Below are 26,998 nucleotides of genomic sequence, written 5' to 3' on the forward strand. Positions count from 1 at the left end.
GCCGAGGCCGGCTAACCGACGATGCGCCTTCTTCCCCATATACGTTGGTCGTGGAGCTGGCCTGCGACCTTCATCCTGTTCTTCGTCGCCGCCGGCGCGCCGTTCCCGTTCGGCTCGACCAACGACCTCTCGATCGCGTTCTGGTGCCTGTGTCTGGGCCTCGCCTTGATCGTGGCGCCGACGCGCGACTTGCGCCGCCCCCATTTCTGGATGATCGCGGGCATCGGGGTGATCGTGGCCGGATACGCCTTCGTGCTGCATGAGCAGCTGTCCGATCATCCCTGGATCGCGCCGTTCAATCCGATCTGGAAGCAGGCGTCCGACCTCCTGGGCGTGCCGATCGCGCCGTCGGCGTCCATCGTCAAGAACGAGGCGTTCTTCGCATTGGGCGCGCCGCTCGCCAACATTCTGGCGATCCTCCTCGGCATCACCGTCGGTGCCGAGCGTGAGCGCGCCCGACGTCTGCTTTGGGTCATCGCCGTCTCCGGCAGCCTTTACGCGCTTTATGGCGTCGCTTCGTTCCTGATCGAGCCCACCATGATCCTGTGGCGGGACAAGACGGCCTATATGGGCAGCGTCACCGGCACCTTCATCAACCGCAACACGGCGGCCGCCTATTTCGGGTCCTGCGCGGTGATCTGGATGCTCTTGATCCTGGAGGATGTCCGCCGGCGCTTGCCTGAGCGGCACATCGAGTGGAAGCGCGTGTCGCGCGACGTGGCCGAGATCCCGCCGCGCCAGATCCTGCCGCATCTCGGAGCGCTGTTGATTTGCCTGATGGCGATGTTCATGACCGGCTCGCGCGCCGGCGTCAGCCTGTCGCTGCTCGCGATGATCGCCTCCTTCACCGTGTTCCTGCGCAAGGACCTGCCGCCGCGGACTGGAATCTGGATCTCGCTCGGCTCCGGCCTGGTGGTGGCGCTCGGCCTGATGCAGCTGCTCGGCGGCCGCGTCTCCAGCCGGTTCGACAGCCAGGGCCTGGTCGATGAGGGCCGCATCGAGGCCTGGAAATCCACGCTCAAAATCATCAGCGATAATCCCTGGTTCGGCACCGGCATGGGCACCTTCCAATGGGCCTTCCCGCCCTACCGCAGCCCCAACATCTCGATTCGCGGAATCTGGGACGCTGCGCATTCGACGCCGCTGGAGCTTGCCTCCGAAGTGGGCATCCCGATGGCGCTCCTCATCGCTGCGGCCTGGGCGATCATGCTGCTGGTGCTGGCGAGGGGCGTGTTCGGACGCCGGCGCGATGCCATCATCCCGCTGGCGGCGGTGGCGACCGCGACGCTGTCGCTGCTGCATTCGTGCCTCGACTTCACGCTGCAGGTGCCCGGCTACAGCATTCCATTCTTTGCGCTTTTCGGTGCCGGCCTGTCGCAATCCTTCCGCAGCAAAGAGGGCCTGAGGGCCGCCGATGCCGTCGCTACCCCCGGGCGAGACGAGGGCGCTCCGGCAACCGCGGGCGCGACGGCGCCGCGGGTGGCTCGATTTCACAAAACTGTCTAGATTTGAAGCAGTTGCGCCGTTTACGAAGTCTTTAGAATAAGTGGACAGCTCTTTTCTCTTCCGCTAGGTTCCGGCAACGAGCACAGCCATTTGCCCGGGCCAATGAAACAATTCGGGGCAGCTGATTTTTGGAGGTTTGTTTATGAGCGTTATCAAGATTGCGCTTCGCATGGCTGCCGCCGCGGCTCTGGCCGCGACGATCACCACGGCCGCCAGCGCCGCCGTTTACCCGCCGCAGCGCCAGCTGCCGGCCACCGTCATTTCCGACTTCAAGGCCGCACCGAACAGCCTGTTGCAGCAATATCCGACCGGCGGCCCGCAGCTGATCTCGCGCGTGCGCGATCTCGGCGCCTCCGATCCGACCACGCTGCCGGGCCTGATCGCGCTGCTCAAGGATCCTGCGACCACCAAGGACCAGATGCGCGCGATCGTCGGCGGCCTCGCCCAGGTCGCCCGCATGGCCGCACAGGCCGACCAGGCCTTCGCCAATGAGATCCAGGCCGCGATCGCCAACACCGGCAATGCCGACGTGATCGCCGCCTACCAGGCCGCGACCGGCGACGTCGCGATCGCCGCGACCGGCGGCGGCGGTGGTGGCGGTGGCTCCGGCGCGGGCGGACCGACCGGCAACGGCGGGTTCGCGAACGGCGGACCTGGCGGCACCCTCGCCACGTTCGGCGGCCTACACTATGCGACTACGGTGTCGCCGAACGCATCGAATGGCGTGACCGGCACTACCAATGCCGCCAACCGTATCAGCACGCGCTGACCGTAATTGTCTGGAGGCGATAAGCCTCCTGGCCGCCTCATTCGCGATCTAGTCAAAGCGGCGCTTGATGGCGCCGTTTTGCGTTCCAGCGTTAAGCTTCCACGCAAATTATACTGTGCTTGCACAGTTGCGCTGCATCAATTGAGTTCAGCCGCGTGTCGCCGCATGTTATATTCACCCGCAACTGTCGGTCCCTTTGAGCGCTTTTGCTCGCGTGATTTTCTTATCCCCGATGCCATCCTCCAGAGCCAGTCGCTGGACGATTTCAGGAATTGCACAATGCTGCAGGTGAATAAGCCGTCGTCGGAGATCAACCGCGACTACTCCGAGGCAGAGAGCTCGCCGGCCCAGACGCTCACCTCCTATGTCGAGATTATCAGGCGCCAGTTCCCGACCATCGTCGCGATCGTCTCGGCCTGCGTGATTCTGGCGGTGCTCTATCTCTTCACCGCCGCGCCGCAATTCACCTCCACCGCTTCGATGGTGATCGACACCCGCAAGGTGCAGCTGTTCCAGCAGCAATCCGTGCTCGGCGACATCGCGGTCGATTCGGCAACGGTGGAAACCCAGGTCGAAATCCTGAAGTCCGAGAACATCAGCCTCGCCGTGATCCGAGACCTGCATTTGATTGACGATCCTGAGTTCACCGGCGCCGGCGGCGGCGCGCTCGGCGCCGTCTTGGATTTCGTCGGCAGTCTGTTCTCCGACGGCCATGCGCCGTCAGAATTCGAGCAGACCCGCAAGGCATTGGAACGCTTCGAGAAGAACCGGACGATCAAGCGGCTCGGCCTCACCTATGTGATGGAGATCGGCTACACGTCGAAGGATCCGCGGAAGGCAGCGCAGATCGCGAACGCCATCGCGGACGCCTATATTGTCGATCAGCTGGAGGCGAAGTACCAGGCGACGCGCCGCGCCAGCGTCTGGCTCCAAGACCGCATCAAGGAGCTGCGCACCCAGGCTTCCGCCGCGCAGCGGGCGGTTGTTGATTTCAAGACCGCCAACAATATCGTGGACACCGGCGGCCGCCTGATGAACGAGCAGCAGCTTGCCGAAGTCAACAGCCAGTTGGTGCTTGCGCATGCGTCGACCGCCGAGGCCAGGGCGCGGCTCGACCGCATGAACAACATGCTCAAGCAGGACATCCCGGATGCCAACGTCGCCGATGCGCTGAAGAACGACACCATCGTCAAGCTGCGTGCCCAATATGTCGACATGGCGTCGAAGGAATCAATCTGGTCGACCAAATACGGTCACGATCACCTTGCTGCGGTGAACCTGCGCAGTCAGATGGCGGAGATCAAGAAGAACATCCAGGACGAGCTCAAGCGCATCCAGGAATCCTATAAGAGCGAATACGACATTGCCGTGACGCGCGAGGAGGCGATCAAGTCGAGCCTCGCCAATGCGGTCTCGGAATCGCAGCTCACCAACCAGGCGCAGGTGCAGCTGCGTGAGCTCGAGAGCAACGCGCAGAGCTACCAGGCGATGTATGACAATTTCCTGCAGCGCTACATGGAGAGCGTGCAGCAGCAATCGTTCCCGATCACAGAAGCGCGGGTGATCAGTGCGGCCACAACGCCGCTGATTAAGAGCTATCCGAAATCCCTCATTATAGTTGGCGCGGCTCTGTTTGGTGGTCTGCTGCTGAGCTTTGGTGTTGCGATGGCGCGTGAACTGACCGACAAGGTGTTCCGTACGACGAGCCAAGTTGAAGAGCAGCTCGGGACCAATTGTATCGCCATCCTGCCGGCGTTGGCCGCCACAGGGTCCGCCGCGCCCAGCCCAATCAGGTTTGGAAAGAAGAAGAGCAATCCCGAACCGGACCTCCTGCGCTACGTCGTAGACAACCCGTTGTCGCGCTTCTCGGAGGCGGTGCGCTCGCTGAAGGTGGCGATCGATCTCAACTCCATCGTTCGCGAAAATCGCGTGCTGGCGGTGACCTCGACCCTGCCGAACGAAGGTAAGAGCACGCTTTCGACCAATCTCGCGCAGCTCATCGCCCACGGCGGTGCTCGAGTGATCCTGGTCGATGCCGATCTGCGCAATCCTTCGCTGTCGCGCGCGTTGCGGCCGGACGCGAAGGGCGGCCTCGTCGACCTCGTCGCGCACAAGGCGGTCCTTGAGGATTTGGTCAGCCTAGATCCGCAGACCGGACTTGCGGTCCTGCCTGCGGGTATTACCTCGAAGCTGCTCCACACCAACGAGGTGCTCGCCTCCAAGCCGATGCGCGATCTGGTGGCATTGCTACGCTCCAAATATGATTACGTGGTGCTCGACATGCCGCCGATGGCGCCGGTGGTGGACGTGCGTGTCACCTCGTCCTTTGTCGATTCTTTCGTTTTCGTCGTGGAGTGGGGTAAGACCAAAATCGACGTGGTACGCCACAATCTGCGTGGCGCGCCGGAGATCCAGGACAAGCTTCTGGGCGTCGTTCTCAACAAGGCGGACACCAAACTTTTAGCGCGGTACGAATCCTACCACGGCCGCTACTACTATCAGAAGTACTACGCCCGGTACGGGTATGTGGAGTAGCGTAAGGCTTCTGCTCTGGGTGGTCGGCGCAGCCGTTCTGTGGTGGTCGATGACGGTTGTCCCAATCTTCCGCTCCACCGCGCCGGGGCGCGAAGTGACTGAACGCATGATGGCTGACCGCCGGTTCAAGTCCGGCGTGCTTGCCGAGGTAGCAGCGCGGTTGGAGCGCGAGCCGAAGAGGCCAACGGCGCAGCCCGCTTTCATCCGTGCAGAGGCGTTCGTGGGCCTTGGCGTCGCTGAGGGCGCGATGGCGCGCGGTTCCCCGGGAGAGGTGGATCATGAAATGGCTGCTGCTCAGGATAGAGTGCGCTCGTCGCTGGCAGTGAACCCGGCCGACTCCTTTCTGTGGCTGATGCTCTACTCTTTGGTGACTGCGCGAGAGGGGATCGGGCCGGACGTCGTTACTTATCTCGATCAGTCGTATGCCGCCGGCCCTTACGAAGGGTGGGTTTCCTTACGACGGAATCGGCTCACACTTTCTGCATTTCCATTGCTCGATGAGCCTCAGAAAAATCGGGCAGTGGCGGAATTCGGAAGCATCGTTGACGCCGATTTCACCGGAGAGGCAGGATTGATCCTGACCGGGGTCGGTTGGCAACACCGTGCTCAGCTCTTAAACGGGTTGGAACCTGTTGATATCAGTTCTCGACAGAACTTATCGAAGTGGCTGTCGGACAACGGCTACAAGATGCAGATACCTGGCGTCGATCTACCAGATAGGCCTTGGTGACGATTGTTGTTGATTCGCTAAGGGGTGCTGATGGTTGGTAGAGCCAGTGCGTCCCCGAGCAGGATATGTACAACGTAGACAGTGAAATTTCCCGCGCGCCGTTTGTTAAGAATAGTTGAGATGGATTTCAGTATGCCCGAAGCTTCGACGGTCTCGCAGGACTTACTTCCGGAGTTTCGGAAGCATGGTTTCGACAAGAAGTTTCAAGCGCTTCAAGAGAGTGACTTTAGGCCAATGCCGAAGCACATCAGTCAATTGCTTGAGTTTCTCTCGGCCGTAAGCGCAGGCGACATATCCGGGATCAAAATTTTGGACCTGGGATGTGGTCGTGGAGAGCTAGTTGGGGCGTTGCGCGACAGAGGAGCGCGCTCTTATGGGATCGAAGTCGATCCACGATTTGTCGAAAGCGGTGCTATTTTAAGTGGCTTATATCAAGACGATTATCCGCTGCTTTCTACCGTCGATTCGAGCGGAAGAAGCATTTTCCCAGAAGGTTATTTTGACATCGTTGTCTCAGATCAAGTTTTGGAGCACGTCGCTGATCTCAGAAGTGTCACCAGAGAAATATTCAGGCTTCTTCGCACAGGTGGGCTTACTTGCCATCAATTTCCAGCGCGCCACCGGCTGGTGGAACCGCATTATAAGCTTCCGCTTGTGCACTGGTTGCCGAAAAATCGAGTTCGTCAGCAGGCAATCAAATTCCTGTTGTCACTCGGTCTATCAACCGAGTTCTTCCCTCACTACGATCTAGGAGATCGTACGTCGATAATTTTCAAATATTCAGTTGAGGAGACCTTCTACAGGAGTGTTCGCGAGATCAAGACCATATTCCAATCTGAAGGTCTGTCTCCCATTTTCAGGAGAATGATGCATCTCTACGTAGAAGGTCGGTTGCAACGAAAAATCCCTTATCTCCTTCCCCTTGCCGAGTACGTTAGCTCCTTCCGAATGGTAATGTTTTGCGCTCGCAAGCAGGCTTGATCGAGGAAAAAGATCTCTTGAGCACCTTGGTGATGTTCAGTAACGGCTATAAGGTGCAGGTACTTGGTGTCAGACTGAACGGGCCTTTCTAATGACCGCTGTTGGTTCTGTAAGAGCGCTGCTTCTCGCTAGTGCCTGTGCTTCCCTGAGCACGTTTGTCCCGGCGGACGCTCAGACGGCGCCTGGGAGCGCTAGTCCCCCGCTTACCCTTCAAGGACCGGCCGAGTCGTCTTCAAGCATTCCGGCCGCAAACGTGCGGGATTCGCTCGGTCGATTGTGTTACGAAACTTACGCAGTCGCGCGTGCTCATGTCGTCGAGCCGGACGTTTACGACCATATTATCAGCATCAAGAACAACTGTACAAAGGCGCTGAAGTTGAAGGCTTGCTATTTCAATTCAGATAGATGCACGTCGGTTGACTTGCGACCGTATATGCGCACGGAAGTGATTATTGGAACGATGAAGAACGTGAGATTCTTCAGGTATGTCATACGTTGAGTGCGATTTGGCGACCATTGTGCCTGATCAAAAACGGAAGACAACGCTGCCACTCTGTACCTGGCCCACACAGTTTTACTAAGTAGCTATCTTCATCTCTCGATACTATTTGATCTAGTATGGGAGAAAGCGAAGAAGCGCCTCTCGTGCATTTGCCGTCTCCGCAGCGTGCATGTCGGTGATTTTGCGGGCGATCGCGCGCCGCGAAGCAGTCCTCTCACAGTTCGCCTCAAACTCCCGTAGCCATTCACAAGCTGCCGGAACGAACGGCTCCTCCTTTGCTATTACTAAGCCGCAATTTCCGACTTGAGAGCTAATGCAGCCTCTTTCGTAGGAGATCACAGCATTTCCCGCAGCCATAGCTTCATACAGCACGGTTGGCTGGGCTTCGTTGGCGTAAATAGTGGGGAACACAAATACGTCTATCGACTCGTAGAATTGAAGCTTTGCATCGCCGAAAAGAGGGCCAGTGTAAGTAAGCAGATTGCCCAGCTCTTGTTGTGCGGCTTCGAGCGCAAGTTGGTCTTCCGCCTCGCGCAATGGTCCAGCTAGCGTCCCATGGATGTTTAGACCTTGGTCTCGCGCTGCGCGCAACAGGTCGAGAAAGAGATAAAGTCCCTTTTCGCGATTGAGATTGCTCAGCAATCCTACCCGAAGGCTCGCTTTAGGTGTCGGAAGTGCGCGGCCGGCTTGAGTTGGTACAAAGGCAATGTTCGAAACCACGATCGCTCGTTCCGGCATCCAGTACGTCTCACCAAATGATCTTCGCATGTGATCGCAGAGGAATATATGGACGGTCTTCGGGCCTCCCGTGCGGAGGGCGAACTCCATCATCCTGCGCTTCTCGTTGATGTACCCGAAGTTGTGATGATGGAGAAACGATGGATATCTCATCAGTCGGGCAAGAGCTAAAAGATAGATCGTATAGATAAGTCCAAAATCACTCTGACACGGCATATAGCAGACGCGGTTCTTGCGCCATGCGTTGATCGCGAGATGTATTGATGCACGCAGAACGGCGGCTGTTCTTGAAAGGTGGTAGGCAATTCCGCGCTTGAATCCTTTAGGCGAGATGTTCAAAACAACAATGTCATGGTCCTCGGCTAAGAGCTTGACATATTCAGCCGTGATGTAGGCTAATCCGTCTGTTGGCGGTGGAATTTGTCCAATTACTACGATGAAACGCCGTTGGATGTTCATAACGAAGAGTCGCTTCGGATCGGTGTTAGTGGGCGGGAGACGTGCTGTCTAAGGAACAATGCTTGGGGCATCTTGCATATCTCCAGTCAATCGGATTGCCGAGATGCGTCCGGCGCGCGCGCGAATCCTATCGACAGCTTCCTGGATGTTCGTCGGCAATCCGGACGACGACTGTCGGGCGCTGGCGGTGATCTCGTTGTTCTCAAATACGTAAGATCGGTCTGTGCAGACGCCGAAGAATGGAGGTGCTCGGTCCGATCTTAGGACATTGTTTCTGAAGACGACTGATGAGCCTTTCGATGGCCGCGTGCAACGAACGCCGGCTTCTCCAAAGTTGAAAAGGAAATTGCGCTCGAACAGCAAGTCCGTCCCGTAGTGGATATGGATGCCCGCGTGAGAAACGTTCGTCACCACATTGTTGCGAAACGTGAACCCAGCCGTTCCTGCGTCCGCATAGATTCCGTGGCCGCCATATGTGCGAGCCTTGCCGTTGCGAATGACGTTGGCTTCCACCAAAGAGTTGGATTGACGTCCCAGCGTATATATACCGCCCAGATCAGAGAGTACCCCTTGTCCAAAGTCGGAGACGACGTTTCCGATAACTTTGTTGTCGTGGCTCAAGCTAGGGCCGTACTCCCACGTCCATCCCACGGAAATTCCCGTGTAGTAGAGATCGCGGATCTCGTTTCTTTCCACCAGGACGTGATCCGCCTGGCCAATCCACACGCCTACCGCTGCAAAGTGAATTCGGCCGACAGAGGCAATGAGGTTGTCGGTTATCTTCACGTCGTGTGTCCTGGCCGAGCTGGTCTCTCCATCGCTCCATGGCGTTCCTTGAGCGGGTCTACGCTGTTCGGAGCCGATCGCAATGCCCGTGCCGCCAAGATCACGCAATTCGCCCTGACTGATTTCGATGTCGAAGCAATTTTCTCGAATGCGAATGCCGCTAGCGCCGGTATGAACCAGGGCGAAGCGCGTGAATGAGATGGAATTCGCGTTCTGCACCTCGATCGCCCCCGGCAGGCCGACTTCTGCCTGCATGGCTGCCCAGCCATCATTAGGCAGGTGCCATGCCGTTGTCGAAAAATAGAGGTCCTCGAAATGAAGATCGTGGACGCTTTGGCTCCTGCTTCCCTCGATGGATAATAGCTTCGGGAGGCGCGGGGCAACTACTTCTTCAGAGGCAAAGGCCTCTTTGCTAGCGGGGCGATATCTGAGTTCGCGCCGTCGTTCGTCGCACTGCCATGATTTTTCAGGAAGGGGCTCATCCCCGTAGTTTTCGATTAAGTAGGGGAGGCTAGGCGTTATGTCGTGGTGAATGCCATGACCAGCGAACTTGCCCGAAAGCAGAAGAATCCTTGAGGACGGATCGTAGGATGTTAGCCTCATGCGCGACGCGGTCCACGCATCAAAGATAACGATCTCTGTGTCGCTGAAAGTCATTAGGCGCGCTGGCAATTCTCCGAGGCCTGCAATGAAACGGTCGTTGAGTTGCAGTGTTTCTTTTGGGATAGATTCGATTTTCAGCGTGCCAATAGCAGGCAAGCGGGGGCGATACCGTCTCTCTCCTCCAACGAACAACTGCTGGGGGCAGCCTGCCGGCGATTGCGACTCCGGGTAATTCATTGACCAAACGCCATCTTGTCCAAGATGCCAGCCTTTGAGGCGTGCGCCACCGTCGATGTGAGCTGTCTCTCCCGGATAGGAGCGATAGGTAATAGGGGCACCCGGCGAGCCGGAATCCTCGGGGCGAAAAACAATCGGATGATCAAGGGTGTACTGACCGCCGCGAAGAAGTACATGAACACCGGATTGCGTGCCGGGAAGTCCAAGCGCGCGAGCTTCCCGAACGAGCGATTGAGCGCGCTCTAAGGTACGCACTGGGCCAACTGTACCGCCGCTGCTTGGTTGGGCAGCAGTCCCGTCAGCAGCATCGCTGCCATGGGGTGATACGTAGATGGAAAACACAACTGCTTCTGTGGCGGCTAAGCAATTTGAGTCCCATAGGATCGCTGCTAAGGCGATGATGAGAGATCTATGCCACATCGATCGAAACATTATCAAAATTACGAAGATTCCGTCTGGATGGTGCGAGCAAGCCCCGTAGAGTTTTCGACACGCATTCCCACTCCCTTCAGTCGGCCCAGAATCCAGCGCTCGACCGTCAAATGTATAATGACTCCGCATCCAATCGCTATCAGACTCGTCGCTATTACCACGATCCAAACTGGTGTAGATGGAGCAACCGCGGACCAGACGCCCAGAACGGCCGAAATGAAGTGTGGATGAAAGAGATAGATCGAAAATGAAGCGTCGCCCAAAAGCAGTCCGAGCCGCGACGGAATCGTCTTGGCAAGGACGGCAAGAGTTAGTAGCGGCAAGAATGCTGCTGCCCAGATCAGGTCAATGTATACGCGAGGCCAATCACCTAAGAGGCTAGATACAAAATGAATCGTAACGGCAAACCAGACGACGCATACTGGCCATAGAAGGCGCAGAGAGAACGGTTGGCCACGGTTCGACCTAAGCCAAATTAGGGCTAACCCCAGTCCGGCGGCAAATTCGACATTGGCCGGGTGAGCAAACGCGTACATCCACTGTTGATAAGTCAGAGTGGGACCATCCGATATACCTGAAGTTGGATATAGCACAGCAGCCACTACCCAGAGCGCTGCTGCCCATCTTATTCCTCGAACTCCGAGGAATGTTGACGCAAACAGAAAGTAGAAGAACGCCTCATTGCGTAGGGTCCAAAGGTGAGATGGGTTCACGTCGCCAGCGGGCCAGAGCGTTAATGCCCGAAGATATGGCCAAAGGTCGAAGCTGCCCCTTCCTAGAAGGCGAAGAGCCATGTAGCTCCCAATTGCCAGCCACATGAGAGGAACTATGCGGATCAGGCGGCGCCGCGCGAACTCGTAAGGTGAAACACGGGCTTCCAGCGACCGAGGTGTGAGCGATACTACCGCAATGATGAAGCCGCTGATCAGGAAAAATAGGTCTACGCCTCGAGCTCCGGTCAAGAGTACCCCAGAGAATGCTTCTGAACCAAAGTATTTTGGAAATGCGGCCATCCCCGTTGCGTGGTCGGCAACTACCGCGCCGGCCGCTATACCGCGTAAATACTGTATCCCAAATATTTCGTTCTGCCTCGTAGTCATCAGGGGCCACCCGCGATTGATCGAAAAACATCGACGTACCTCTCTGCCACCTTATCCGGCGTCATCGAGGAAAGCTTCGACAGGGCGAATTCAAGATCAACGGTTGGATCGGCAGCCCGGAGGGCGAGTTCGATGGTGTCGGCGCATTCCTCCGGCGAACTGCGATCGTGAACGTAATAGGCGTATTTCGAGCCGAGTAGCTCAACGTGTTCCGGAATAGCGGAAGCAATTATAGGTGCACCTGCTGACACTCCTTCGAGGAGTACGTTAGGGAGGCCCTCGTAGTGGCTGATGCTTACTAACGCGCGGGCAGCCGCAATGTACCGGGCTACGTCTGTTCTAAATCCCGCGAATGCGACCCGAGAGCTCACTCCCTCTTTGCGAACGACGGCTTCCAGAGTTGGCCGAAGACTCCCGTCTCCTACTAGCAGAAAGGATAGGTCGTCTCGACGTTTTGCAAGCGTGCAAAAGGCTCGTATGAGCACCTCAACGTTTTTTTGGGGCTCTAATCGTCCAACGTGAAGAATGGTGTTGCTGCGATCGATCGCGCCGACCTGAGGTGTTTGTACGATATTTGGAATAACAAAACGGCGACCGCGGGCGTTGGCGGCCTGCCAGTATGCGTCTCCTTGGGGTGAGTTGGCGATGACAGCGTCTGCATACCTTCCAAGATGACGCCGGAGCCAAAATCTGACATCTCGGACATAAAATGAATTCCGTTCGGTCATGATCCAGCGAAGCGAAGGCATGGACCATCGCAAGAAGAAGCTGTAGGTGTCGCAAGCGTGTAGCCAGGAGAGAAGAACCTGCGGTCGTACTTGCTCAAGTTCCCGTCGCAAGCGAAGGATGTTCAATGGATCATAGTTCGATCTAACCGGGATCTGTTTGATTATGATTTTCTCTCGGTTCAGGAGAGCATCGTGTACGCCTGGAAAGAAATAGAGCAAATGCAATTCGACATCGTCTCTCCGAGCCAATTCGTTGAGAAGATAGATGCACTGCTTTTGGGCGCCACCGTCTGACATGGCTTGTATTAGAAAGCAGACGCGAATTGGTTTCATTGAGGCAATTATCTCTGGCGGTCGGCATGCAGACTCAGATGTGTGACGGTGCTACGTGGCGCTCTGTTGGCGGGCGTTCCCTGAGTTTTCGCTCTTTGGGATCGGTCGGGCCGGGCCCGGCCCTGCATCCACATCAGGAGGTCATATACCTTAAAAAGCAGAAAGGTCCACGTAAGCATCCGAACCGGAAAGTCGAGAGTATAGCGCGATAGCTCTGCGAAATTTCCAAGTACAAGAAGATAGAAGGCGATAGTGCGCGTGGAACAGGGCGTGAGCATTGCATTCTTCTGGATTGCCCCGGCAAACAGTCCGGCCAGCAGAAGTAAGGTTGGAATGCCAATTACGCCAAAATCCATATACACGTCAGTGAGTAGATTCGATCCAACACTCCAGCCGGCATTGGGGCCCAGCATATAGTTGGAAAGAACCTCCGCTGTGTTGGTCAGGCGAGTTTCGCTGCCGAGTAAGAGGCCGCGAACTAACGGGACGATCCCAGCGAATCCGATCAACTTGTACTTCCCATATCCATAGTCAAGGCGCTCGGGGACTATGTCGAAAGTAGCTCGCAGCGTAGCTGTGGTGATACTGAAGCTGCTGCTGCGGTTTGCCTCCTCATTGGAGCGATCTTCGAACACCTTCTCCAGCAGACTCGAAAAAGATCGATCCTGCGACAGCCTAACGGTCTCAACCGCGCCATAGACCACGAGTGACGCAAGGATGCATGCCATCAAGGCAATCCAGGATGTGCGGCGTATAAACGTGAAGAAGCCGCCCCCCGCTGCAATTGCAATCAGAAAGAATGAGTTGCGATCTCCATGAATCAGAATTCGCGCCGACCAAAAAGCAATGATTGGAAGGATGAGTAGAATTGGAAATTCCAGCGATTTTCTCTGGGCGAGTAATGCGATAGCTCGCGATCCACCGACAATGCAGAGCATTGTGATGATCAAGTAAATGCCATCGGCTATGGCGCCGCCGTTCGTTACCTTGGTGTACCGACCTTCGTCCGCGCTCTGAAAGCCCGCTCCTTCGTAAATGAGAATGAATCCGGCGAGGAGTATCAGAACTATGTATCCAAAACCGACGTAGTATTGTCCTTCCTTCGCGTCATTAGCCTCGGTAGGAGGTCTAGGCCTGGAACCAGTGGCGATGCTCATCCCTAGGTGAAATGCGACGAACCCGATTCCTGAAGCCACAAGTGCTTGGTTCGATCCGTCCTCATATACAAAAGGAAGAAAAGAGTTATTTCGAAGGTCCGACCATCCCAGAAGATGCATCTGGTATGGATTTATGAATAGCAAGAAATAGAACATCAGAAAGAGAGTTTCGATTGTCGTGTACACAGGAATGTCTGGTCTTATCCGTACGGTCGCGAAGAATGAACGGATAAAGTAGATGTAGAACAGTGCAATGACCGGCCAAGCGACGTAAGCGTCAATTCCGGATGGGATCGCGTATAACGCGAAGGTCAAGCAGCCGAGTAGCAGGGCTTGACCGAGGAGAGACATCTTATGCGGGATTGGACGAGTACGGTTCATTGCATCATTCTTTCGCGAACTGCGAAGGTTCGTCCATAGACAAGAGATCGCGTCTCCGGAGAGACGACGAGTACCAGAGCGATGCCAGCTAGCACGATGAATGCCGCTGCGGCCGTCAACAACAGGGCAAGCCAGCCGTGCGGGTTGATAAAGGGCGCAGCGAGTATCGCTCCCCCGACAGCAGTGCTCAAGACTGCAATCCCGCGCCAATAGTAGGGAGATATCGGAACAAGACCGGAGACAAGCCGAGGCAGCAGGATAGAAGCGAGGAAGCGGCCAATGATTAAGCCGAGGTAGATGCTCTCAAGCGAGCCAAATGCAATGTAAAGCAGACCTGCCAGTAGCAAGCTGGCGAGCGTGGCTGCCAATGCAACGAGAACCTTCTTCGAAATGTTCAGTCCCACGTCCTGGACCTGTGCCTCCAATCTTATGTGTGCGAGTTGCAGGAAAGCGATCACCATCAGAGCGTTGAGTGTGTCACCCATGTAGTACTGAGGTCCGATCCACGTCGAGACAAATGTCTTGTTCAGTAGCAGGATGCACGCGCCACTCACAGTCATCACGGTTAGCAAAATTTCGCGCGTTTGACCGACAAGCCTTCCCGCCGCGTTGAGATCACCACTTCCAATCAGCGCGCCCAGTCTCGGTGTAACCGCGCTGCCAGTCATCAGGCAAATCGAGAGCGCGAATTGAATGGAATAGGAGGTGAACGTGTATTTTGTGACCGCGACGGGTCCCGACAGGGCACTGATGAGGAGAAGTTCACTTGAAAGCAGAAGCAGTTGAACAAGTGCCCAAACCAGCGTCCAATTGCTGAAACCGGCGAAGCGTGTAACGTCGCTGCGCTTTGGCTTGGCAATTCCCCACCACTTGACCCGCCTTCGGGCCACCCACCAGGTAAACGTGCCGTTTAGAACCGTGCTGCCCAAGGTAACCAGACCAAGAGCGGTTAGCCCGTAGCCTGCTCGCGCGACAACGAGCATCAGTCCATTGCTTAGAATCAGAAATGCGGTGGTCAGAATGATCGAACGATAGCCCTGGTTTGTGCCAAACAAGACTGCGTCAGGAATGCCAACAACTGCGCTCAAAATGACATTGATTCCGAGCACCAGTGCAGCCCCTCTCGCAATTGTAAGATGATCAGCGGTGATGCCGGTGATAAGCGAGGGCAGGAAGTAGACCACTGCTGAAACTGCGAACAGGAGAACCGGAAGCCAAAAGAGCCACATCAGGATGGCCGCGGCGATTGCTCGTCGTAGGTTTAGCTCGTCATCCCTTTTGGATCCATGGGCAATGATCCATTTCAGCGCCTGGGTAGCTCTGCCGTCGGCCACCCCCGAAAGGTCGAGCAAGCGCAGAAGAGATTTCCAGATTCCGAAATCGGTTGCCCCTAGGCTCTGGACGAGGAGCGGATTGATCGCAAGTCCCAGCAGCGCCATCACAACAAAATTTGCGTATAGCGCGATGGCATTTAATTTGGTTCCGCTCATAGGAAGGTGGTTGTCCGCCCGAATCAGATCACGCGCAGGGAGAGTTATCAGTATGCCTTGTGCTGACGAAAAGCAGTGAAGGCCGTTCCAACAATGATCCTGAGATCGAGTCCCACGCTCCAATTATTGATGTACCACAGATCATACTCCACGCGCTTCTGCATCATGTCGAGCGTGCGGGTTTCTCCGCGGTAACCATTAACCTGGGCCCAGCCGGTGATGCCGGGCTTGACGTGGTGGCGGTAGGCGTAGTTGCCGATGATCTGCTCATATTCGGTGTTGTGGGCGGCCGCGTGCGGGCGCGGGCCGACCAGCGACATGTCGCCCTTGAGCACGTTGAAGAGCTGCGGCAGCTCGTCGATCGAGGTCTTGCGCAGCCATTTGCCGATTGCAGTCACGCGCGGGTCGTTCTTTTGCGCCTGCACGATTTTCGGGCCGTCCTCGAGCACGCGCATGGTGCGGAATTTGAAGATCTTGAAGGCGCGGCCGCCAAAGCCGTGGCGGGTCTGGCGGAAGAACACCGGGCCCTTCGAGGTCGCCTTGATCAGCACGGCGGTCACCAGCATCACGGGGGCGAACACGATCAGCGCCAGGGCCGTGCCGGCGAGGTCGAGCGTGCGCTTGAGCGCGCGTTCGTTCCAGGACAGCGGCGCGCGGCGCAGCTCCGCGGTAAAGGTGTGGCCGGTCGATTGCAGCGGATAGCGCAGGAAGCGCGCGGCGTGGGCATCGGGCACCAGATGCACGGGAACGGGCAGCACCTTCAGCGCGTCCAGGATGCTGTCGATCGCGTGCTGCCGGCTCCAGTTCATCAGCAGGAAGATGTGCTCGACCCGGTTCTCGCGCGCATAGGCGATCAGCTCGTCAAAGCGCGGCGCGATCGCCGACAGCAACAGCGGCGAGGCGAGGTCGGTGGAGCGGATCTCCATGATCCGCATCAGGCGATAGCCGTGCTGGGCAAGGTCCATCATGGTGTTGGAGGCCGCCGGCAGCCCGAATTCGGCGATCATCACCGCGCGGCTGTTGGCGAACGCGCCGGTGGCAAGCGCCCTGGCGGTCCAGCGCCCGGCAGCTAGCTTCCAGGCCAGCAGCACCGTGAGGCCGACCAGGTAGAACGAGATCGTGGTGCCGCGGGAAAAGTCTTCGCTGACCTTCATGGTGAAGGCGATCGCCAGCAGCGCGCCGAACAGCCCGGTCCAGGTCGTCACCGTGATGCGAAACGCGCGCGGCAGGTTGGTGAGGGTCTTGAGGCGATAGCCGTGCTGGACCGTGGTCAGCAGGATGAAGTTGATTGCAACCACGACGCTGGCCGCGGCGTAGACGTTCGCCTTGCCGAGCGCCGATTGCGTGTAGAGGTGATAGGCGACCGCGCAGCCGAGCCCGCTTAGCACCACCAGCAAGCCATCGACGACCATTACCAGCCGTTCCACAACCAGTGGGCGAAGAAAATTCCATGCAAAACCTTGGGGTGCCGGCGAAATTGGCTCCACCACGCGAATTTCCGCAGCCGAATCAGGAGCGGAAGCCGGTCGAGCCGATAAAAGTGTCATCGCGCTAATGCTCACTTACGATCAATTCACTATCCGAATACACCGTGCTATCGGGCAGAATCGCAATTAAAACAAGGCGAAGGAAAAAGTAACCTTACCCCAATGGCTTGATAGTAGCGCATCTTTGCCCCTGCCCAATATGTTAAATGTCACAGTTCGTTAGGAAGCTCTCAGTGCCTCAGACCCGGTCCCGGCGGCGATCCAGGCGAAGGTTCAGCCGTTATGTGGCGATCGGCCTTGCGACCGTTGCCCTGCTGGGCTTGGCCTTTATCACGCTGCGCCCGGATTCGGTGCCGCCGCGGCAGGCATCGAACCCCGCGGCCGCGGCAAGTCTGCTCCTCGACGGACCCTACGCGGCGCGCTTTGCCGGCGAATTGATCGCGCTCAAGCAGGGCTTTTTCACTTCCCAGATCGCGTTGCGCCCGCACCCTGATGACCCGAACTTCGTCGAGACGATCGCACGCGAGCATGCCATTGGCGTGACAAGCGGCCAAAAGTTTCTGCTGGCCGCTTGGCGCGGCGTGCCCGTGACGGCGTTCGCCGCAAGCTTCCTCGACACATCGATTGCGATTTTCACCCTGGAAAGCTCTGGGTTGCGCCGTCCGCCCGACCTGGTCGGCAAACGCGTCGGTTATCGCAGGGCGAGTGAAGGAGACGTAATCTTCGATGCGATGATGGCGCAGCTCGGCCTGCCACGCAGTCAAGTGACAAAGGTGATCGATCGCGACAGCTTCGATGCGCTCCGCGCCGGCGAGGTCGATGCCATCATTGCCGCCCTCGATGACCAGCCAAGTCCGTCCGGTGTGGGCTCCATCCGGCTGAATGTGATCAAGCCGCAGGACTACGGTATTCATGTCCCGGGGCTGGTCTATTTCGCCAGCAACGATCTTGTTCATGACCGTCCATCCGTGATCACCGACGTGCTCCAAGGTCTTATCCGCGGCTGGCAGTTCGCCTATGGCGATTATGCACGAAGCGTGCCTGTTCTCGCCAGTTTTGCTCCCGAAAGGCTCGGACCGGACCGCCTGAAAGCCGAGTTGCAGCAGCAGCGGAGCCTCATCTTGCCAACCGGTGGCCGCATCGCCGACTACGACGAAAGCCGCTGGAGGACGCTTCGGGACATTCTGATGTTCGCGAAGCTGGGTGAGGAGGAGGTGCCGCTCGCCCAGGTAGTCAACTATCAGTTTCTTCGGGACGTTTATCGTCGCTCGCCCGATCTTGGCGCGCCCGGCGCCTGGAGCGGAGACAACTAGGGCCAAGAAGCCACAGTTCTGCGCCATATCGCTTCGAGCATAAATTCGGTGCGTCGGATCGGTTGCGTTCCTCCCCTGGGCCTTGGTAATCTGTTTCGGCTATTTCACGGCGATTTCTGGGGTGATTGACGAAGCACAGTGCCGCCGAAGCAGTTCTCGCAGGGCTGAGTGGCTTCGCTGATGAGTTCGTTGGGGCAAAGGAGCTTTACAAATGTTCAAGACGTTTGCGCGGGTCGGGCTTTTGGCGTTGGCCACTTCCCTGTGTGCAGCGAGCGGCGCAAGTGCCGGCATGCAGATGCCTGCAAGCGCGGCTTTGCTCACGGGCGCCGCCCAGGTAACGCCGATCACCTTTTGGGCACAACCCTATCCATACCGTTATGTGCCGTCGCGTCACTGTCCGCTCGTTCGGGTAGAGACTCCGTACGGCTGGTATTTGGATCGCGTCTGCGCCCCCGAGGGTCCCATCCTCCGACGTGCGTACTGATCCGCTGGACTAAATAATGTTTTATCGAACAAGCAGCCGTGCGGCTCGCGCGGCTGCTTGTCTATTTTGTCGCCAATGGCCTGCTTTGAGTTTGTGCACCCTGCTGCAGTTCACCATTAATATCCTCGCCGTGTTAGGCGGGCTGCTCGATGGTGAAGATTGTGTTAGCGAGTGAGAACGCGCACGAGTCTTGCTTGACGCATCAGCGCGCCGCGTGAATGGGCTGTACTGTCGGTTTTTCCGCATAGGTGTGACCGAAGAGGGGATGTATGACAGGGGCTTCTACCTACGATCTTTCGGGCAAGCGGGTCTTCGTCGCGGGTCATCGCGGCATGGTCGGTTCAGCCATTGTGCGGCGTCTTGCTTCCGAAAATTGCACGGTGCTTGTTGCCGATCGTCGCGAGCTGGATCTGACGAAGGAAGAGCCGACGCTGCGATGGCTGGAATCCAACCGTCCGGACGCGGTGGTGCACGCTGCTGCAAAAGTCGGAGGCATTGCTGCGAACAGCAGCTTTCCTGTCGACTTTCTCTGCGAAAATCTAGCGATCGAACTCAATGTGATCCGCGCAAGTCACGCCATCGGCGTTCAGCGCCTGTTGTTTCTGGGCTCGTCTTGCATCTATCCCAAGCATGCCAAGCAGCCGATTGCGGAGCGTGAATTATTGACTGGGCCGCTTGAGCCGACAAACGAATGGTACGCCATCGCGAAGATCGCGGGTCTCAAGATGTGCCAGGCCTATCGTCGCCAATATGGGGACGATTACATTTCGGTGATGCCCACCAACTTGTACGGCCGTGGCGATAACTACCACCCCGATCACAGTCACGTACCGGCCGCGCTGATCCGCCGCTTCCATGAAGCAAAGCTCGCGCAAGCACCGAGCGTGAGTGTCTGGGGCACGGGCACGCCGCTTCGCGAGTTTCTCAACGTCGAAGACTTCGCCGACGCGTGTATCTTCCTTCTGAAGAACTATTCAAGCGACCAGCCGATCAATGTCGGTAGCGGCGATGAATTGTCGATCGGAGATTTTGCGGCAACGGTTGCAGACGTGGTGGGCTATCGGGGCAAGCTGGTCTTCGATACGTCCAAGCCGGACGGTACGCCGCGTAAGCTGCTCGATAGCTCGCGGGTGCGGGCGCTTGGTTGGCAGCCAAATACTTCTTTGCGCGCCGGTCTCGCTGCTGCGTATGCGGATTTTCTAAAAGGCTACGGTCGTCATTTGGAGGTTAGCGCCACCAGCTGAGCCAGCTATTCTGCTGCAATAGTTTAATCTCTGAAAAACTTACTTGGATTGCGCCTTTATGCGGGTTCTTTTGGTCGGCATCAATTATGCCCCCGATCTGATCGGAGTGGCAAAATACAATAGCGAGCTCTGCGAAAGCCTCGTCACCGAAGGTCACGAGGTCAGGGTGATCACGGCTCCGCCGTATTATCCCGCCTGGAAGATTCCGCACCGCTTCAGTAGTTCTTACTTCAGAACGAGGCATATCGATGGCGTTCGGGTCACGCGTACGCCGATCTATGTGCCCGAACATCCGTCAGGGGCGAAGCGACTTATCCATCATGCCTCCTTCGCACTCTCGAGCGCAGTGCCGGCCCTCGCGAATGCGCTCTCCTGGCGACCAGACGTCATGATCGCGGTAGCCCCGTCTCTGATGTCCGCTGCCTTCGTCTCGTTCGTTGCTCGTCGCGTCGGCGCGAAATCGTGGCTCCACATTCAGGATTTCGAGGTCGATGCAGCGTTCGATCTTGGTCTGCTGCGCAATGGTTCCTTGCGCAAATGGATGCTTAGAACTGAAGCAGCGATCCTCAAATCCTTCGATCATGTTTCGACTATCTCTCAGCCGATGATGGATCGCCTGATCCTCAAAGGCGTGGACTTCGATAAAGCAGTTGAGGTCAGAAATTGGATTGATACCCGGGCGATCTGCCCCGCCTCGCGGATGACGAAATATCGCGAGCAGCTCAAGCTTGGCGAGACCGACATTGTTGCGCTCTACTCCGGAACGATGTCGAGAAAGCAAGGGCTTGAATTCGTGATCGAGGCCGCGATCGGGTTGGAGCAAAGCCATCCACATATTCGGTTTATTCTTGCCGGCGACGGACCAGATAAGACGAGGCTCGAGCAATTGGCCGCCGGGCATTCCAACATCCACTTTTTCGGGCTTCAGCCCAAGGAAAGCTTCAACGAGTTGTTGGCAACTGCCGATTTCCACCTGATTCCGCAGAAGGCGGAGGCGGCCGATCTGGTGTTGCCTTCCAAGCTTGGCGCGATCTTTGCGTCCGCTCGGCCAGTCATCGCCATGGCCGAAGAGGGTACGGGGCTTGCGGCGGAAGTCATCGGCGCGGGCCTTGTGACTCCACCTGGAGATTCGTCCGCTCTTCAAGCCGCAATTTGCGAGCTTAGTGAGGCATCCGCCCTCCGCGAACATTACGGGGAGGAAGGAAGAAAGCGAGCCCTTGATCGGTGGGACCGACAAACAATTGTTCGTCGGTGGTCGGAAGTCATGGCGGACGAGCGCAAGTCGACAGGGGCGATGGGAATCGGACCGACAAGCGCTAACGACAACATTGGACTTCCAGTGGAGGATGCGGTTCGGTTGCCCTGAGGCGTCTGGCCTCGACTGCGGAGAAATGACGTCTGCTGACGAACAAGAGCAGCCAAAGGTGAGCGTCGCGATGAGCGCTTACCTCCGGCCCGCTCGCGGTGACGGCGCTGATCTGCCTCAGGATCACTCGTGACGCGGAAAGTATCTGAATCCGTGCTGCTTGATCAGTTCGTCGCGCTTTGCCGATTCGAGGTCTTCCTTCATCATTTCCTGAACCAGAGACTCGAAGGAGGTCGTTGGCTCCCATCCGAGTTTCTGCTTCGCTTTCGCGGGATCTCCCAAGAGAGTTGCGACCTCTGTGGGCCGGAAATAGCGAGGGTCGACCGAGACGATACATTTGCCGGTAGAGACGTCATAGCCCTTCTCATCGACGTCGCTGCCTTCCCAGCGAATCCTTATTCCGACTTCGCTGGCCGCAATATTAACGAAGTCTCTCACGGAATGCTGCACACCAGTGGCGATGACGAAATCCTCCGGCTTCTCCTGCTGCAGCATCAACCACTGCATCTCGACGTAGTCGCGGGCGTGGCCCCAGTCGCGCAGCGCGTCGAGATTGCCCAAATACAGGCGCTCCTGAAGACCTAAATGGATTCGCGCGAGTGCTCGCGTGATCTTTCGGGTAACGAAGGTCTCACCGCGAACAGGAGACTCGTGATTGAACAGGATGCCGTTGCAAGCATACATGCCGTACGCTTCGCGATAGTTCACCGTGATCCAATAGGCGTAGAGCTTGGCGACTGCGTAAGGAGAGCGCGGATAAAAAGGAGTGGTCTCCTTCTGCGGAATTTCCTGAACCAGTCCGTATAGTTCGGAAGTCGATGCCTGGTAAAAGCGGGCCGTCTTCTCGAGCCCCACGATGCGCATGGCTTCGAGAATCCGCAGCGTCCCCAGCCCATCGGAATTCGCAGTGTATTCGGGTTCCTCGAACGACACGGCCACATGGCTCTGCGCAGCCAGATTGTAAATTTCGTCAGGCTGTACCTGGGCAACTATCCGGATGAGGCTGGAGGAGTCCGTCAGATCGCCGTAGTGCAGCCGGAACGGCGGATCGGGCTCGTGTGGATCGAGATAAAGATGATCGATGCGATCGGTATTGAAGAGGGAGGTCCGGCGCTTGATGCCATGGACTTCATAGCCCTTCCCTAGAAGCAGCTCGGCCAGGTAGGCCCCGTCCTGGCCCGTAACACCGGTAATTAATGCGCGCTTTTTGGTCATGCAAATTCTCACAGACTGGATGCGTGTTCTTACCCAATAGCCTGTCCCGTTGCTACCCGCGGCAGAGTATTTTTGAGCTGATTGGGCGCTATTATTAACGAGCCAGCCGTATCAACTTCGGAGGGCCGGCTAAGGGCCTAATACCCCAAGCTCTCGGGATGACTGAATTCCCGAACGTGGCAGAATTCGAACCGCAGGCGAGCAGCTAAGATCTCGCAAGACCGCGCATCCAGAGTTGAGGGTTCAGACCCGATTGCGTGCGCAGGAAGACGTATTGATCCGAGGCTTCGTTGAGCTGGACGACCGCCCCGCTCAGATTGTCGAGAACGAAACTGACTCTTCCTTCTCGTACGAGCAAAATGAGGTGATGCTCTCCTGTGTTGCGAATAACAACTTCTGCCAAAAGGAGAGACGAGGTTGGCCAGCCCGCTTGGAGCAGCAAATGGCGTTTTGTAACGGCATAATCGCCACAGTTTCCATCATAGGGAAAGATCTGCCATTCATAGTCATTCCGGCTTACCAACAGACTCTCGGGCGCGATGCTAGAATTGACAATTGAATTGATTTGATTGAGCTCGCGCCAGCGCTGCCCTCGGAAGCGGAAGCCTGTTATCCGACGGTCCTGCTGTTCCTGGCAATCTTCAGGGTACTTTGTACAGAACAGCGTGAACGAAAGCGGAGGGACGACCTCCTGTGTGTCGAAATTGGAGTAGGCGGGCCGGCTGCTAACACAACACGCCAGCACCAGCATGCGTGCAGCATGTCGGATCATCGCATCGGCCTCATGATGGGCTGGACGATCCTTGTATATTGCGACGCAATAATGAAAACGCGATATCAAATGTGAGGCAGTCGATGCCTCAATCTGCGCCGTTATGGGCCACTTGCAGATATCGCGCGAGCGGTGTGGGTGTGTGGGTTTCGAGGCAACGTATTTCGCTTTCGGAGCGACGTGCAGCAAGATCAAACGCCCACCCTCAAAGAGGATGGGCGCGTGGTGACTTACGACAGGATGACGTCCTACTTCTTCTCGGCGCTGGCTTCCTTAGCTGGAGGCGGCTTCATGCCGACGGTCAACTGGCGGATTTTTAAAGCGCCGCCTTCACGTATGTCGATGCCGCCCCAGAACACTGTGACCTGGGTGGCGTCGCCGCTCTTAGGGTCCTTACCGAAGATGTCGGTCTCGCCGTTGGCAACGACCAGATCGTTGTTGATGACCGACATGTTGCCGACTCTGATCTCTATATGATCGGTGCCGTTCTTGAAGTTGTTTTCGTATACGGTCTTAAGATCGGAAAACACACCGCCCGGGTTGATCTGGACCCCGTCCTTTGTATAGAGCGCAGCGACACAGCCCGCGTCTTTCTTGGCGACGCAGTCGGTGTAGGCGACGGCTAATTTTTCGGCCTCCTGCTTGACCTCATCGGCCAGTGCCGGTGCAGAGATGAAAGCGGAAGAACACAATGCCAAGAGCAATGAACGTCGCTTCATAACAACTTCCCCTCTGGTTGTGATGCACAATTGCATCGCGACGTCCTCCTGACGTAGGACGTCGCGTTGCATTTGTTCCGAGGGGCATTCTTTCGTTAGGCTGTAATACTACCGGCTTGCGAGTATATGCCACTTTGCACGGCTTGGCGCGCGCCAACTTTGATCATCGACGACGGAGGCGGCATTCCTTCGAGAATGCGGCGAATGCGGTCGGGAAAGACAGGCAAGTTGACGCATTTGACAGATGAAAGTGTCTTGCTCGACGCCACGATGGCCTACTTGTTCATCATGGTTAGGACGAACGACAAGCTCGCTACGGCCCAAGGCGCCTAAATTGCCGTTCAACGGCGAGGGCCGGCCTCAGGCAGGAAGCCCACCCGTAAATTTCCCAAGTGTCGGTAATAACGCTCGCTGGTTAACTGGTGCGGATCGAGCGCCGCATCATGAAAACACCGAAGCCAAAGCAATGGGCCGAGCAGGAGGTCCGACGGTTGGTCAGGCTGGCCCGGCAGGGAGTTGGCACATCGAGGATAGCCGCCGATCTCGGTCGCCACGCCGGATCGGTGAGGCGCATGGCGCGAACGTTGGGACTGCTGTTGAAGAAGTAGTCCCCGAGCGATCTTGAGCGCAGCGCGGCTAACCTACAGCCCAAAGCCTCGGCCAATCTACCGCGCAAGCTTGAGCACGGCGTCGGTATTGCGGCCATAGAAGAACGCTCGATCAAGCTGCGAAAAGATGCCCATTCCAAATAGCGCGATGGCAATGCCTCTAAACATGGTTGTGGACCGGCTTGAACGATGGAGCGAAAGTTCAAAACGGCCCCAGGTACTCATTAAGAGGCTGGCTGCCTGATGTGCGGTTTACCGCCAACATCGGCCGAAGAGCGGATGGGCTCCGAGGTCGCCGATGGGCCCACGAGCGGACGTAGCTTGCCCGCTATTCAATCACCTCGTCGGCGCGCGCGAGAAGATGGGGCGGGATGGTAAGGCCGATTATCTTTGCAGTTCTCAGATTGATCGCCAACTCGAACCTAGTAGGCTGCTCGACGGGTAGATCGGCGGGTGCAGCGCCGTTCAGAATTTTTCCTGCATAAACGCCAAGCTGGTAGGAAACATCGGTGATGCGCGGTGAATAACTCATAAGTCCCCCATATTTTACGAAAAGAGACCACTCGTAGATCGCAGGAATCCGACCTTGCTCGGACAGCGCGGCAAGTCTTTCTCGCCGCGCGATGTAGAATGCGTCTGGGCTAACGAGAAGTGCAACATGCTGCTGGTCTCTGATCTCCTTGAAGGCAGCAGCAATTTGCTCGTCTGTGCTGGCCTTCAGAATGTGAATCGCCCGCGCGAGCGACTTAGCGGCAGCCTCAGCGTCTGAGGCGACCACATTTGCGTTAGGGTTTGTCGGATTGATCAGCACGGCGATCGAACCGCCTCCCGGCGTCAACTCGGCCAAGAGCTCAAGTCGCTTGGCCGTAAGCTGTGGAGTGTACATGCTCACACCGGTGGCGTTGCCTCCGGGCCTGTTCAAACTGGAAACGACGCCAAGGGATACAGGGTCCATGGCAATTGCAAACACGATGGGGATTGTCTTTGTTGCGGAAGTTGTCGCCAAGACTCCATTGGTGCCAGTGGCGGCGACAATTACCTGAACACGGCCTTGGACGAGGTTAGCTATCAGCTCCGGAAACCGATCATACTTTCCCTCGGCGAAGCGGTACTCGATTGCGACGTTCTGATTCTCAACAAAACCCTTGGCGCGCAGCCCGCCGCGAAAAGCGACGAGCAGTTCCTTGCTTTTCTCAGCGGAATCGAAGCCAAGGTAGCCTACTATCGGAAGCGGGCTCTTCTGGGCGTATACCGCACACGGCGACATCGCTACTGCAATCATGAAAAGCGCAATGAGCTCCCGTCGCCTCATTTGGGCCTCGAAGATAGTGAGCCGGTTAAATGTTATCAGGTGTTAGTTGTGGCAGCCGGTGCACATCGTCGCACCCGATGCAAATGCTGCATCGCAAATGCGGTGCAGGACCGATCGGCTTTGGGTCATTCGCCTCAATTTGCCAGCGTGTTCTCGAGGTCCGCTCTGGCCCCGACGTGCGGGACACGATGGCGATCTTCGCCTTCGGGCCAACAAGCGACATTCACAAATAGCACGCGGTTCGCGAGCAGAGCGCGAATGCAGCCGGCCTACTTAATTAAGATGGCGCAGGTATCAGGCCGTGACATTTCATGATCTCGCCCATCCGGGCAGGATCAGGAGGCGCAGGGCCGCCGATGGCTATGGCCATTTCTCGGAAGAATTCCGGCCCGAGAACGCCTGGCGTGAGAACGCAAAGCATTTTCGCAATCGCCTGCGTCTCGTTGACGAACCCGTGGACAACACCGCGCGGGATGAAGAGATCGTCTCCGGGCTTGATCTCGATGCGCTTGCCGGCGACCGTCCAGGTGATGACGCCCTCAAGACCATAGATCGTTTCTTCCCAGTCACGGTGATGGTGCGGGACCGGCATACGGGAGTTGGGCGGGATCACCACCTCAAACATATCAAGCGCCCCGCTGGTATCATACTTGGTGCGCAGAAACCGCAATTGCATTTCGCCAACCTTGATAAGTTCAGCCATTGTCGTGCCTTCCGTGACGCCATAGAAAAGATCGCGGGACGGCTCAGCCCATCCGCACCGAAGTATCAGCAGAAAGCCTATGGTCGGACCTTGGGCATGTCTATTGGGCAATGATGTCTGGCATGGGTCAAAATGCGAAGAACTCAACGCGAGCAAATCTGGTCCGCCATGCCTCACTGAGCGGACCTCAACCGGTGCGCTGCTACTTCGCCGATGGCCCAGCAGCGGTCAATTGGCCGAGTCGACCCAAGCCGTCCTGACAGGCTGGGCCAAAGAAGCAGCTGCACTGGCCTTTAGTTGAACTGTTG

At 57.1% G+C, this 26,998-nt stretch carries 20 protein-coding genes; 8 read left to right on the forward strand and 12 right to left on the reverse strand.

All coding sequences use genetic code 11. The annotated features are described in order from the left end of the window. The first annotated feature begins 21 nt into the window (after positions 1 to 21). From ABIB80_RS30635 to ABIB80_RS30655, 5 genes are all read left to right on the forward strand, one after another. On the forward strand, positions 22 to 1,506 hold the full coding sequence (locus tag ABIB80_RS30635; protein ID WP_354128921.1) for an O-antigen ligase family protein: 1,485 nt from the start codon (positions 22 to 24) through the stop codon (positions 1,504 to 1,506). Positions 1,507 to 1,648: 142 nt separating this feature from the next. After that, a complete protein-coding gene (locus tag ABIB80_RS30640) occupies positions 1,649 to 2,275 on the forward strand; it encodes a hypothetical protein (RefSeq protein ID WP_354128922.1) in 627 nt (208 codons plus the stop codon). A gap of 279 nt (positions 2,276 to 2,554) precedes the next feature. Beyond that, positions 2,555 to 4,810: a polysaccharide biosynthesis tyrosine autokinase gene (locus tag ABIB80_RS30645; protein ID WP_354128923.1), complete on the forward strand. Its 2,256-nt coding sequence runs from the start codon at positions 2,555 to 2,557 to the stop codon at positions 4,808 to 4,810. Positions 4,811 to 4,859: 49 nt separating this feature from the next. Then, a complete protein-coding gene (locus ABIB80_RS30650; protein ID WP_354128924.1) occupies positions 4,860 to 5,540 on the forward strand; it encodes a hypothetical protein in 681 nt (226 codons plus the stop codon). A gap of 120 nt (positions 5,541 to 5,660) precedes the next feature. After that, positions 5,661 to 6,521: a class I SAM-dependent methyltransferase gene (locus ABIB80_RS30655; protein WP_354128925.1), complete on the forward strand. Its 861-nt coding sequence runs from the start codon at positions 5,661 to 5,663 to the stop codon at positions 6,519 to 6,521. A 613-nt stretch (positions 6,522 to 7,134) separates the two neighbouring features. On the opposite strand, the gene ABIB80_RS30660 is transcribed toward ABIB80_RS30655, so the two are convergent. The 7 genes from ABIB80_RS30660 to ABIB80_RS30690 all read right to left on the reverse strand — a co-directional run bounded on the left by ABIB80_RS30660 (position 7,135) and on the right by ABIB80_RS30690 (position 16,879). After that, positions 7,135 to 8,220 carry a glycosyltransferase family 4 protein gene (locus ABIB80_RS30660; RefSeq protein WP_354128926.1) on the reverse strand — a complete coding sequence of 362 codons (1,086 nt, stop codon included), beginning with the start codon at positions 8,218 to 8,220 and terminating at the stop codon, positions 7,135 to 7,137. 48 nt (positions 8,221 to 8,268) lie between these two features. Further along, complete coding sequence (locus ABIB80_RS30665; protein WP_354128927.1) at positions 8,269 to 10,188, reverse strand: right-handed parallel beta-helix repeat-containing protein; 1,920 nt, start codon at positions 10,186 to 10,188, stop codon at positions 8,269 to 8,271. Between the two features lie 98 nt (positions 10,189 to 10,286). Next, the gene (locus ABIB80_RS30670) at positions 10,287 to 11,378 is read right to left on the reverse strand and encodes an acyltransferase family protein (protein WP_354128928.1); all 1,092 of its coding nucleotides are present in this window, start codon (positions 11,376 to 11,378) and stop codon (positions 10,287 to 10,289) included. Next, complete coding sequence (locus tag ABIB80_RS30675; RefSeq protein WP_354128929.1) at positions 11,378 to 12,439, reverse strand: glycosyltransferase; 1,062 nt, start codon at positions 12,437 to 12,439, stop codon at positions 11,378 to 11,380. Before ABIB80_RS30675 ends, ABIB80_RS30670 begins: the two co-directional genes overlap by 1 nt. A gap of 8 nt (positions 12,440 to 12,447) precedes the next feature. Further along, positions 12,448 to 13,977 carry an O-antigen polysaccharide polymerase Wzy gene (gene wzy, locus ABIB80_RS30680; protein ID WP_354128930.1) on the reverse strand — a complete coding sequence of 510 codons (1,530 nt, stop codon included), beginning with the start codon at positions 13,975 to 13,977 and terminating at the stop codon, positions 12,448 to 12,450. Beyond that, positions 13,974 to 15,467: a lipopolysaccharide biosynthesis protein gene (locus ABIB80_RS30685; protein WP_354128931.1), complete on the reverse strand. Its 1,494-nt coding sequence runs from the start codon at positions 15,465 to 15,467 to the stop codon at positions 13,974 to 13,976. Before ABIB80_RS30685 ends, wzy begins: the two co-directional genes overlap by 4 nt. A gap of 47 nt (positions 15,468 to 15,514) precedes the next feature. Continuing rightward, positions 15,515 to 16,879: an undecaprenyl-phosphate glucose phosphotransferase gene (locus tag ABIB80_RS30690; protein ID WP_354128932.1), complete on the reverse strand. Its 1,365-nt coding sequence runs from the start codon at positions 16,877 to 16,879 to the stop codon at positions 15,515 to 15,517. 359 nt (positions 16,880 to 17,238) lie between these two features. Between ABIB80_RS30690 and ABIB80_RS30695 the strand changes: the two genes are divergently transcribed. The 3 genes from ABIB80_RS30695 to ABIB80_RS30705 all read left to right on the forward strand — a co-directional run bounded on the left by ABIB80_RS30695 (position 17,239) and on the right by ABIB80_RS30705 (position 21,361). Beyond that, positions 17,239 to 18,267, forward strand: a complete 1,029-nt coding sequence (locus tag ABIB80_RS30695; protein ID WP_354128933.1) for an ABC transporter substrate-binding protein — start codon at positions 17,239 to 17,241, stop codon at positions 18,265 to 18,267. Positions 18,268 to 19,020: 753 nt separating this feature from the next. Beyond that, entirely contained in the window at positions 19,021 to 19,995 is a 975-nt protein-coding gene (locus tag ABIB80_RS30700; RefSeq protein ID WP_007595492.1) for a GDP-L-fucose synthase family protein, read from the forward strand. Between the two features lie 58 nt (positions 19,996 to 20,053). Further along, positions 20,054 to 21,361, forward strand: a complete 1,308-nt coding sequence (locus ABIB80_RS30705) for a WcaI family glycosyltransferase (RefSeq protein WP_354128934.1) — start codon at positions 20,054 to 20,056, stop codon at positions 21,359 to 21,361. A gap of 123 nt (positions 21,362 to 21,484) precedes the next feature. Here ABIB80_RS30705 and gmd read toward each other — a convergent pair whose 3' ends face one another. The 5 genes from gmd to ABIB80_RS30730 form a co-directional block, all read right to left on the reverse strand. Beyond that, on the reverse strand, positions 21,485 to 22,576 hold the full coding sequence (gene gmd, locus ABIB80_RS30710) for a GDP-mannose 4,6-dehydratase (RefSeq protein WP_007595490.1): 1,092 nt from the start codon (positions 22,574 to 22,576) through the stop codon (positions 21,485 to 21,487). Between the two features lie 205 nt (positions 22,577 to 22,781). Next, complete coding sequence (locus ABIB80_RS30715) at positions 22,782 to 23,537, reverse strand: transglutaminase-like cysteine peptidase (protein ID WP_354128935.1); 756 nt, start codon at positions 23,535 to 23,537, stop codon at positions 22,782 to 22,784. 59 nt (positions 23,538 to 23,596) lie between these two features. Continuing rightward, on the reverse strand, positions 23,597 to 24,067 hold the full coding sequence (locus ABIB80_RS30720; protein ID WP_035995222.1) for a Cif family virulence factor: 471 nt from the start codon (positions 24,065 to 24,067) through the stop codon (positions 23,597 to 23,599). A gap of 936 nt (positions 24,068 to 25,003) precedes the next feature. Continuing rightward, on the reverse strand, positions 25,004 to 25,987 hold the full coding sequence (locus ABIB80_RS30725; RefSeq protein ID WP_354128936.1) for an ABC transporter substrate-binding protein: 984 nt from the start codon (positions 25,985 to 25,987) through the stop codon (positions 25,004 to 25,006). A gap of 277 nt (positions 25,988 to 26,264) precedes the next feature. Beyond that, on the reverse strand, positions 26,265 to 26,690 hold the full coding sequence (locus ABIB80_RS30730; RefSeq protein ID WP_354128937.1) for a cupin domain-containing protein: 426 nt from the start codon (positions 26,688 to 26,690) through the stop codon (positions 26,265 to 26,267). Between the last annotated feature and the right edge of the window lie 308 nt (positions 26,691 to 26,998).

This window comes from Bradyrhizobium sp. i1.15.2 (genome assembly GCF_040548425.1).
GTDB lineage: Bacteria > Pseudomonadota > Alphaproteobacteria > Rhizobiales > Xanthobacteraceae > Bradyrhizobium > Bradyrhizobium canariense.

What these genes read in the sequence shown, in the direction of transcription:
- ABIB80_RS30660 (WP_354128926.1), bottom strand. Translation starts at nt 8,220, where the DNA reads ATGAACATCCAACGGCGTTTCATCGTAGTAATTGGACAAATTCCACCG.
- ABIB80_RS30720 (WP_035995222.1), bottom strand. Translation starts at nt 24,067, where the DNA reads ATGAAGCGACGTTCATTGCTCTTGGCATTGTGTTCTTCCGCTTTCATC.
- ABIB80_RS30650 (WP_354128924.1), top strand. Translation starts at nt 4,860, where the DNA reads ATGACGGTTGTCCCAATCTTCCGCTCCACCGCGCCGGGGCGCGAAGTG.
- wzy (WP_354128930.1), bottom strand. Translation starts at nt 13,977, where the DNA reads ATGAACCGTACTCGTCCAATCCCGCATAAGATGTCTCTCCTCGGTCAA.
- ABIB80_RS30640 (WP_354128922.1), top strand. Translation starts at nt 1,649, where the DNA reads ATGAGCGTTATCAAGATTGCGCTTCGCATGGCTGCCGCCGCGGCTCTG.
- ABIB80_RS30730 (WP_354128937.1), bottom strand. Translation starts at nt 26,690, where the DNA reads ATGGCTGAACTTATCAAGGTTGGCGAAATGCAATTGCGGTTTCTGCGC.
- ABIB80_RS30705 (WP_354128934.1), top strand. Translation starts at nt 20,054, where the DNA reads ATGCGGGTTCTTTTGGTCGGCATCAATTATGCCCCCGATCTGATCGGA.
- ABIB80_RS30690 (WP_354128932.1), bottom strand. Translation starts at nt 16,879, where the DNA reads ATGGTCGTCGATGGCTTGCTGGTGGTGCTAAGCGGGCTCGGCTGCGCG.
- ABIB80_RS30655 (WP_354128925.1), top strand. Translation starts at nt 5,661, where the DNA reads ATGGATTTCAGTATGCCCGAAGCTTCGACGGTCTCGCAGGACTTACTT.
- gmd (WP_007595490.1), bottom strand. Translation starts at nt 22,576, where the DNA reads ATGACCAAAAAGCGCGCATTAATTACCGGTGTTACGGGCCAGGACGGG.
- ABIB80_RS30635 (WP_354128921.1), top strand. Translation starts at nt 22, where the DNA reads ATGCGCCTTCTTCCCCATATACGTTGGTCGTGGAGCTGGCCTGCGACC.
- ABIB80_RS30700 (WP_007595492.1), top strand. Translation starts at nt 19,021, where the DNA reads ATGACAGGGGCTTCTACCTACGATCTTTCGGGCAAGCGGGTCTTCGTC.
- ABIB80_RS30645 (WP_354128923.1), top strand. Translation starts at nt 2,555, where the DNA reads ATGCTGCAGGTGAATAAGCCGTCGTCGGAGATCAACCGCGACTACTCC.
- ABIB80_RS30670 (WP_354128928.1), bottom strand. Translation starts at nt 11,378, where the DNA reads ATGACTACGAGGCAGAACGAAATATTTGGGATACAGTATTTACGCGGT.
- ABIB80_RS30725 (WP_354128936.1), bottom strand. Translation starts at nt 25,987, where the DNA reads ATGAGGCGACGGGAGCTCATTGCGCTTTTCATGATTGCAGTAGCGATG.
- ABIB80_RS30685 (WP_354128931.1), bottom strand. Translation starts at nt 15,467, where the DNA reads ATGAGCGGAACCAAATTAAATGCCATCGCGCTATACGCAAATTTTGTT.
- ABIB80_RS30675 (WP_354128929.1), bottom strand. Translation starts at nt 12,439, where the DNA reads ATGAAACCAATTCGCGTCTGCTTTCTAATACAAGCCATGTCAGACGGT.